The sequence below is a fragment of the Azoarcus taiwanensis genome, assembly GCF_012910885.1.
In the GTDB taxonomy this organism is placed as follows: Bacteria; Pseudomonadota; Gammaproteobacteria; order Burkholderiales; family Rhodocyclaceae; genus Azoarcus_F; species Azoarcus_F taiwanensis.
On sequence record NZ_WTVM01000161.1, the window covers coordinates 1 to 7,426 of the forward strand.

General features: G+C 62.4%; 9 protein-coding genes. 6 read left to right on the forward strand and 3 right to left on the reverse strand.

The genetic code is table 11. From position 1 onward, the window contains the following. On the reverse strand, nucleotides 1-505 hold a 505-nt coding region (asd, locus tag GPA21_RS17900), incomplete at its 3' end, for an archaetidylserine decarboxylase (protein ID WP_168989466.1). Nucleotides 506-622: 117 nt separating this feature from the next. On the opposite strand from asd, the gene GPA21_RS17905 reads away from it, so the two are divergent. From GPA21_RS17905 to GPA21_RS17925, 5 genes are all read left to right on the forward strand, one after another. Continuing rightward, a complete protein-coding gene (locus GPA21_RS17905; RefSeq protein ID WP_168989467.1) occupies nucleotides 623-1,201 on the forward strand; it encodes a GrpB family protein in 579 nt (192 codons plus the stop codon). 123 nt (nucleotides 1,202-1,324) lie between these two features. Beyond that, complete coding sequence (locus tag GPA21_RS17910) at nucleotides 1,325-1,615, forward strand: hypothetical protein (RefSeq protein WP_211163680.1); 291 nt, start codon at nucleotides 1,325-1,327, stop codon at nucleotides 1,613-1,615. A gap of 17 nt (nucleotides 1,616-1,632) precedes the next feature. Then, on the forward strand, nucleotides 1,633-2,244 hold the full coding sequence (locus tag GPA21_RS17915; RefSeq protein ID WP_339379810.1) for a YitT family protein: 612 nt from the start codon (nucleotides 1,633-1,635) through the stop codon (nucleotides 2,242-2,244). A 345-nt stretch (nucleotides 2,245-2,589) separates the two neighbouring features. Continuing rightward, nucleotides 2,590-3,027, forward strand: a complete 438-nt coding sequence (locus GPA21_RS17920) for a hypothetical protein (RefSeq protein WP_168989470.1) — start codon at nucleotides 2,590-2,592, stop codon at nucleotides 3,025-3,027. A 262-nt stretch (nucleotides 3,028-3,289) separates the two neighbouring features. Then, entirely contained in the window at nucleotides 3,290-3,790 is a 501-nt protein-coding gene (locus tag GPA21_RS17925) for a DUF3617 domain-containing protein (RefSeq protein WP_168989471.1), read from the forward strand. A gap of 22 nt (nucleotides 3,791-3,812) precedes the next feature. Here GPA21_RS17925 and GPA21_RS17930 read toward each other — a convergent pair whose 3' ends face one another. Next, on the reverse strand, nucleotides 3,813-5,888 hold the full coding sequence (locus GPA21_RS17930) for a cation:proton antiporter (RefSeq protein ID WP_168989472.1): 2,076 nt from the start codon (nucleotides 5,886-5,888) through the stop codon (nucleotides 3,813-3,815). 199 nt (nucleotides 5,889-6,087) lie between these two features. Here GPA21_RS17930 and GPA21_RS17935 point away from each other — a divergent pair, with 199 nt between their 5' ends. Then, entirely contained in the window at nucleotides 6,088-6,591 is a 504-nt protein-coding gene (locus GPA21_RS17935; protein WP_168989473.1) for a hypothetical protein, read from the forward strand. 77 nt (nucleotides 6,592-6,668) lie between these two features. On the opposite strand, the gene GPA21_RS17940 is transcribed toward GPA21_RS17935, so the two are convergent. Continuing rightward, nucleotides 6,669-7,426 (reverse strand): PEP-utilizing enzyme (locus GPA21_RS17940; protein WP_246262045.1); only part of this gene is annotated, 758 nt, incomplete at its 5' end.

The following is a 7,426-nucleotide window of genomic DNA, read 5'->3' on the forward strand; positions in this document are numbered from 1 at the left end:
GGTTGACTGAAAACAGGTCGCCCGGCACATGGATCATCCGCATCAGACGCCCGTCGCAAGGCATGTGGATGCGGTGATAATCGCGCGGACTCAGGTAGATCGTCGCAAAACTGCCGTCACGAAAACGCTCGGCCAGTTCGGCATCCCCCCCCACCAGCGCGGTCGCGGTGTAGTCGTGACCCTTGGCCTGGAAGATGCGTCCCGCCTCGACCGCGCCGAACTGGCTGATCGCCCCGTCGACAGGACACACGAATGCCGCTGCCGAGATCGGGCGCACACCGTCCTTGAGCGGCCGGGTAAAGAACGCGTTGAAACTCGGATAGGCGGCCGGATCCGACTGTGCGGCCTCACTCATCGCAACCGCGTAACGACGCACGAACCAGCGGATCACCGCAGTCGTCAGCGCCCCCCCCTCGCTGTGGGCCAGTTTGCCCATCAACGCGGTCAGCGCCTGCTTGGGCAGCAGGTATTGCGCCATCACGGCGAGTCGCTCGGAGAAATTCATCGGAGATCCAGAAAAAGCGAATGAAAAGCGGTCCGCATTGTAGCCCAGCGCCCGAGACGCGCACGCTACTGTGGCCTTAGAATGACGGTTTTCGAGCGATCGGGGAGCATCTCAGCCATGTCCGAAAGCGACGAACACGTCCAGCGCGCCACCAGCGAAAGCGTGGAGATCACCCCCTACGACCCGGCGTGGCCAGTGGCGTTCGCGCGCGAGCGCGACCACCTGCGCGCATGCCTGCCACCGGGCAGCGTCGGACGCATCGAGCACTTCGGCAGCACCGCGGTGCCCGGTCTCGCAGCCAAGCCCATTGTGGACATGCTTGTCGAGGTGCGCTCACTCAAGGAGGTGCGTGAGACCTTCGCCCCCATACTCGAGGCCCAGGGCTACGAGTTTTTCTGGCGCCCCTCATGGCGCGACGGCGTCAGTCCCGAATACACCTGGTTCATCAAACGCGACGCACTCGGCCGGCGCAGCCATCATATCCACATGCTCACTGCCAGTTCGCCCGAATGGGAGCGGCTGCTGTTCCGTGACTATCTCATTGCGCACCCTGAAACCGCCAGGGAGTACGGCGCGCTGAAGCAACGCATCGCCATGGCGTCCGGCGACCGCCGAGCCTACGCCGATGCCAAGACCGATTTCATCCTGCGGGTAACCGAAACCGCCCGGCACTGGAAGGAACACCGGGACGACTGATGGACTCCGAGCGTGCGCGGTATAATCTGCGGCATGACTTTCGCCCACACTCTGTCTCCGCGATTTGCAGTAACCCTCTGTGTTGCATTCATGGCTTCCGCGCTAGCCGCTTGCGGACAGGACGTGCCAACGGCTGACAGCACAGTGAATGCCGAGCAGGTGTCACCTGAATCCCTCGCGCGCACGATTTGCGAACAAGCGCTGCTGCCCACCCTGGACGAACCTGAGGCCGCTGACATCCCGCCGCTGGAGGACTGGCCGATTGAGCGCCAGGAGGCCGGCACCTGGGTGGTGACCATCGAAGGCAGCTTCCGCAACATGCTCGGCGACGATGTTGCCGCCACCTGGGAATGCGTCGTACTGCCCGAGGATGGCGACATGCGTCTTGTCTCCTTCCTGATCGCCGACCTCTGAACCTGCGACCCGCACCCGTGAGCGACGCACTCTCCGCAATGCGGCACAGCCTTCTCGAGGACGCTCAGGCCCTGCTCGTCGGCACCCTCCTGGTCGCGCTCTCGGTCGTCTTTCTGCGCCATGCCGGTTTGTTGACCGGCGGTACCGCGGGCATCGCGCTACTCGTTCATTACGCCACCGGGCAAGCCTTCGGCCTGATCTACTTTCTGATCAGCATCCCCTTCTACCTCTTCGCCATCAAGGCAATGGGTTGGGAGTTCACGATCAAGACCTTTGTCTCGGTCGCGCTTCTGTCGGTGTATTCCGAGTGGCTGCCGCATCTTTTCGTGATCGGTGACCTCAATCCGGTATTTGCCGCGGTGATGGGAGGCCTGCTCGCCGGGATCGGCCTGCTGATGCTGTTTCGTCATCATGCGAGCCTCGGCGGCATCGGTATCGTCGCACTGGTGCTGCAACGTCACAAAGGGTGGCGGGCCGGCAAGATCCAGATGGCGGCCGACGGCCTGATACTCGCCGCTGCCCTGTTCTATGTCTCACCACTGCTGGTGGCGCTCTCGATTCTCGGCGCCGGCGCTTTGAACCTGGTCATCGCCATCAACCACCGTCCAGGCCGCTACTTCGGAACCTGATCTGCCTCCGTGACAGATTTCGCAAACGAACTACGGTCCGGGGGTTGACCTGCTGCGGCGCACAAAAGTACACTTGCAAGGTTATCAATTCAGGAGTCCTTCGTGGGTACTGGTTCCAGTGATGGTAGTTGTCGATCTCTGATCGGCACCGCTCGCTGACAGGCACGCAGACCTCCTCTGCCGCGCCTGATCAGGTGCGGTGTCCTCCCGGCCCGAGCGGCCAAGTAGTCCGACCAGCAGATCTCATACTCTGTCTTTGCGCATTGCCGTGCCGCAAGTCTTCGCTTGCTCGTGCGTCCGTGCTCGGCCCGGTCTCACCAAGTCTCGTAGCGACAGGAGACGGTGATGATTCAGAACGCCCCTATTCCCCCTGCCGGACGCACTGCGTCCTGGCAGAACCGGCTGCGCGCCCTCGCGGCCCGCATCCGTCATCCGCTGGGCAAGCGCGGAAGCGAACAGGTTCCGGCCACTACCCCGCTGCAACTTGAGCAGCAGACCATCCCGGCACAGGTCAGCTCGGCTCACGATTACCGGCTTGCGATCGCATTCTCGCGGCGCGAGGTCGGCGAACTGCTGCTCGAGCGCGCAGCAAGCTTCCAGCACCGCGAGGGGCTGGTCATGAGCAGCCAGCGACTCAAGCTGCAGGCCGACGGGGGTGGCTGTCTCTTCCTCGAGCTTCGCTGCACCAACGCCCAGCGTGGCCGCCTGGTGCGCTTCGTCGAACAGTGCACCGCGACCGCCGGTGTGAGCCGGGTACGCTGGAAAGGCGTTCCGGGAGACTAGGGGGTTGAACCGAGAAACGGCAGTAAGGTGCGTAGCGGATTCGGACTCCTGGTAAAGGATAATCGCAGGCCGAGACCGTCGCATTCATGGCGCTTTGAGGACCACTGCCAGCCGTCTGGTTCAATAGGGACCAGTCGGCTGACAGAGGCGACATCCGTGCTTGACGCTCAGACTCAGGGAGACGATTGACTCTGATCAATCACAGTCCGTACTCTTGCTGCTGAAATACAACAAACTCATTATTCCCGCTCGAGGGTCCATCATGCGCCAGTTTCTCGTCATCGCCACAGCGGCGGCCTTGCTCGCTCCCACACTGGCCACCTCGGCGGAGCCAGCCCCGGCTCCTCTCCGCATGCCGGGGCTCTGGCTGCTCAGCACCCAGATCACGGGGGCATCCGAACGGGCACCCGACTACCACTATTGCGTGGTGGCGGATGAGGACGCTCCGCTGCTCAACCCGGTGGTCGATCTCGGCTCCTGCGAGCAAGTGCAATGGCGCGGCGACTGGTTGCGCCGTACGGTCGAAGCCAGTTGCACCGACACCGAGGGTTCGCTCAGGCTCGAGGGGCGCTTCGAGGGAGATTTCCAGTACAGCTATCAAGGTGTGGTCACCCTGCATTACGAACCCGCCAGACAAGGCGTTGAAACACTGCGACTGAACTACGAAGGTCGCCGCGTGGCGCCCTGCAAGGAGCACATTCCACGCGGCGTCTTCCTCATCGAAGGCGTCGACGGCGTCGGCAACCTGAACCTGTCGCAATAAGCACAACGCTTCACGCACTGCCTCACCGCCGCGCGTCACGCGGGTCGAACATCACCGTCGGCGGAGGCGGTCCGAAGATCACGGTATCGGGCTGGGCCTGTTTCGGTTCTGCCGGAAACACCAGCAGCAGGTTGACGTTGGGAAAAATGCCAGCGAGTCGAGCCGGCAGGCGCCCCATCGCCGTGCGCCAGGCGGGACTGCCCGGGCGCGATCCGTACAAGACCAGCATATCGCCTTCCTGCAGCTTGTCGTTGATGGTTCTGACGACATTGGTCCAGCGAGAAGTACCCATGCTGTTCAGATCGCAAGCAGGTTTCACGGCCGCCACCCGCTCGCGCACATCTCGCGCCCGTCGCGACTCACCGATCAGGAGGAGCTCGGCGTCTAGCTGCCGCGCGATTCGTTTGACCAGCACGACGCCGTTCGCGAATCCAGGCTCGAGTTCGGCATCCGGGGGGATCGCGAGCAGAATACGGCGGCAGGTCGTCAACGGCCCGCGCGGGCGACTGATCACCAGTGAATAGTCACGGTCGCTCAGCATGCTATCGAGCAGCGAACCGAAGAAAAAGTCTGGGGTGGTGGTTCGCCCGCTCCAACCCATCACCACTTCGGTGGCATTGAGTTCGCGGCGCGCCTTGAGGACACCGGCAGCCAGGTTAAGGTCGATCCGTGTCACCGGGCGCGACGACACGTCAGCTGCGGACAGATGCTCGACGGCTCTTGAGAGTACCCGCTCGGCCGCTGCGACCTGTTCACTTGCATCATCGCCGTCTTCTATCACAGTGAGCGGAAACACCGGCTGATCCTGACTCGTATTGCGCAACAGAAGGGCCAGATCGAGCAACTGGTTGACCGGTGCTCGCTCCGACACGCTGACCAGCATCCGTTGCGGCATGTCCTCGTCGGTGCTCAACTCGAGTTCCGAGCGGCGCGCCACCTTTCGTCCGTAGTGATCGACCTGCCACGGCGCGATGATGCAGGTAACGAGCATCATCAGAATGGCTCCGTTGACCACCGCATCATCAAAAAGGCCGAGTTGATAGCCCACCATCGTCGCAGCCAGGGTCGCTGCCGCCTGCGCCACGCTAAGTCCGAACACCACCCTAGCCTGCTCGCGGCTGTAGCCAAGAAGCAGTCGCGTGGCCTCGGCGGCGATCCACTTGGTGATCAGTACGGATCCGATCATGCCTACGGCGACGGTCATCGCCCGGGTATCCATCACCAATGCGGCCACGTCGAGCAACATGCCCACCGACAACAGGAAGAATGGAATGAAAATCGCATTGCCGGTGAACTGCAGCCGGTTCATCAAGGTGCTGTTGTGCGGAATCAGCCTGTTCAGCGCGAGGCCAGCAAGAAAGGCGCCGACAATGGGTTCCGAACCGGCAAGGTGTGCAAGACTGGCGCAGCCGAACACGGTGGACAGCACGAACACGAACTCGGAAACACCGTCCCGACCGACGTTACGGAAGAACCAGCGCGCCAGTTTCGGCAGCCCGTAAAGAATCGCAAAGATATAGAGCACCAGGCTTCCGCCCAGGCGCAGCCAGAAATGCTCGTCCATTTCGCCGCGCGTGGCGCCGGCGATCACCGCAAGCACAAGAAGGGCCAAGGTGTCGGTGACAATCGTCCCGCCCACCGCAGCGGTCACTGCCTGGTTCCTGGCAATGCCCAGGCGACTCGCCACCGGGTAGGCGAGCAGCGTATGCGAAGCGAAAAGCGAAGCCAGCAGGATCGCCGGGAGCAGATCAAACCCGAGCAGGTAATAGGCCACCAACGTACCGATCGACTGCGGAATGGCGAAGGTGAGCAGACCGAAGACGATGCTGTGCAGCTTGTAGCGGCGCAACACCACCATGTCGATCTCGAGCGCGGCGGTGAACATGATGTACAACAGGCCCACCGTGCCGAACAGCACGAACGACGAGTCGCGCGCGAGCACCCCGAGCGCATTCGGGCCGAGCAAGGCCCCCGCCAGAAGCAGACCGATCGTGCCCGGCAGCCGCCAGCGGCCCATGACCAGGGGCGCAAGCAGGATCAACAGGGCGACCAGTGCGAAAACCAGCACCGGATCGGCGATCGGAAACCATTCCGCCATGATGCACCGCACGAGCAAGGATGGAGTGCGATATTAACCCGACGCCGGAAGCAAAGCGTCTTCTCGTCCGCCTTAGCTGTCGCCAGCGTGACGGAGAACGGACGCTGGTTCCTTGCTGGCATGCAATGTCATGAAACTGTCCCGATGCTGAAACCCCCCGCGGGCATAGTAGGGTTACCGTCAACCACTGGAGTTAGTAATGTTTTCACGGCAGATGATCATTGAACATCACATGGACAGTCTGGATAACCTGTCTGGCGCATATCGTTCCAGCCTGCAAGCCTTGCACAAGTCGTTCGAGCTCTTATTCAAGATCTCACGCGACCACGCGTTCTATCCCTACGACTGGAGTCTCGCCATAGCCGAGGGAGAATCGCCGCGCCCGGCATCCGATGTCTTCCAAAGCGGTTTCAAGGCGTCCACCCACTTGGTCACCGAGCACTATGCCGAACTCGTCCAGACCTTCGAAGCGCAACTGCACGTGATCAGCAAGAGCGCACACCGCATGGTGGACCAGATCCAGTACTGGTCGCCTCGCGGCATCGAGCCCGCGCTGGGGCGAATCGACTGCGTCGTGGATGCGGCCGAGACTTCGGCCGATCAGTTGGCCGATGCAAGCGTGGAGATCGCCCGTTCCATGGAAGCCAGTCTCGCCGGCACGAATGGTCGCCGCCGATCGGCCAAGGCAACCCGGGCGGCCTGAAGTTCGCTCCCAAGAAGGTGACGCCACCGGTCGTCCCCTGAGGCGACCGAATGGCGTTACCTCCCCTGCACGGCGCTTCAAGCACCCGCAGCTGAACTCCTCAGGCGATCGAGCCAGGCTGTTGGAAACTCGAGCTCGCTGGCCACCTCCCCCGCAAATACCATTCCGCTCTCGCCATCCAGCGTAAGGTAATCCCCCTCACGCAGAATGTGCCCTCCGAGCTTGATCAAGCTGTTCTCTGGGTCGCACTCGAGCCCCTGACAGGCGACGATGCAGACCTTGTCCATCTGACGAGCCACCACCGCCGCATGCGATGTCCTGCCGCCGAATCTCGACAAGACACCTTCCGAGATCTCATCGGTGGCGATGTCGTCCCGGACCAGAATCACCGGCATGCCTTCCTTCGCCAATCGGTGCGCACCCTCGCCCGAAACCGCGATGCATCCGGCCGCGACACCTGGCCCAGTGCCGACCCCGCTCGCCAGTGGTGACTCACCGGAAGAGGAAAGGCTACGCCTTCGGGAAATCCGGTCCAGATCGAGGCCGGCAAGTCGTTCGCGCATCGCGTCGTGCGTCAGGAGTCCCTCCTCCATCATTTCTACCGCAATGACGAGTGACGCCCATGGGGTGCGCTTTCCACTGCGCGTCTGCAGGATATAGAGCGTCCCGTCCTCGATGGTGAATTCGAACTCCTGCATGTCGCCGAACTCGGATTCCAGCACCTCGGCGATGATCTCCAGTTCGCGCACAGTCGCCGGCATCCGGCGCGAAAGGTCATCCAGCCCGCCGCCTACCGCATGCCGCCCCGAAACAACGTCTTCACCCTGTGCGTTGA

Excerpts from the sequence above, each read along its gene's own strand:
- GPA21_RS17905 (WP_168989467.1), top strand. The coding sequence starts at position 623 with ATGTCCGAAAGCGACGAACACGTCCAGCGCGCCACCAGCGAAAGCGTG.
- GPA21_RS17920 (WP_168989470.1), top strand. The coding sequence starts at position 2,590 with ATGATTCAGAACGCCCCTATTCCCCCTGCCGGACGCACTGCGTCCTGG.
- GPA21_RS17925 (WP_168989471.1), top strand. The coding sequence starts at position 3,290 with ATGCGCCAGTTTCTCGTCATCGCCACAGCGGCGGCCTTGCTCGCTCCC.
- GPA21_RS17930 (WP_168989472.1), bottom strand. The coding sequence starts at position 5,888 with ATGGCGGAATGGTTTCCGATCGCCGATCCGGTGCTGGTTTTCGCACTG.
- GPA21_RS17935 (WP_168989473.1), top strand. The coding sequence starts at position 6,088 with ATGTTTTCACGGCAGATGATCATTGAACATCACATGGACAGTCTGGAT.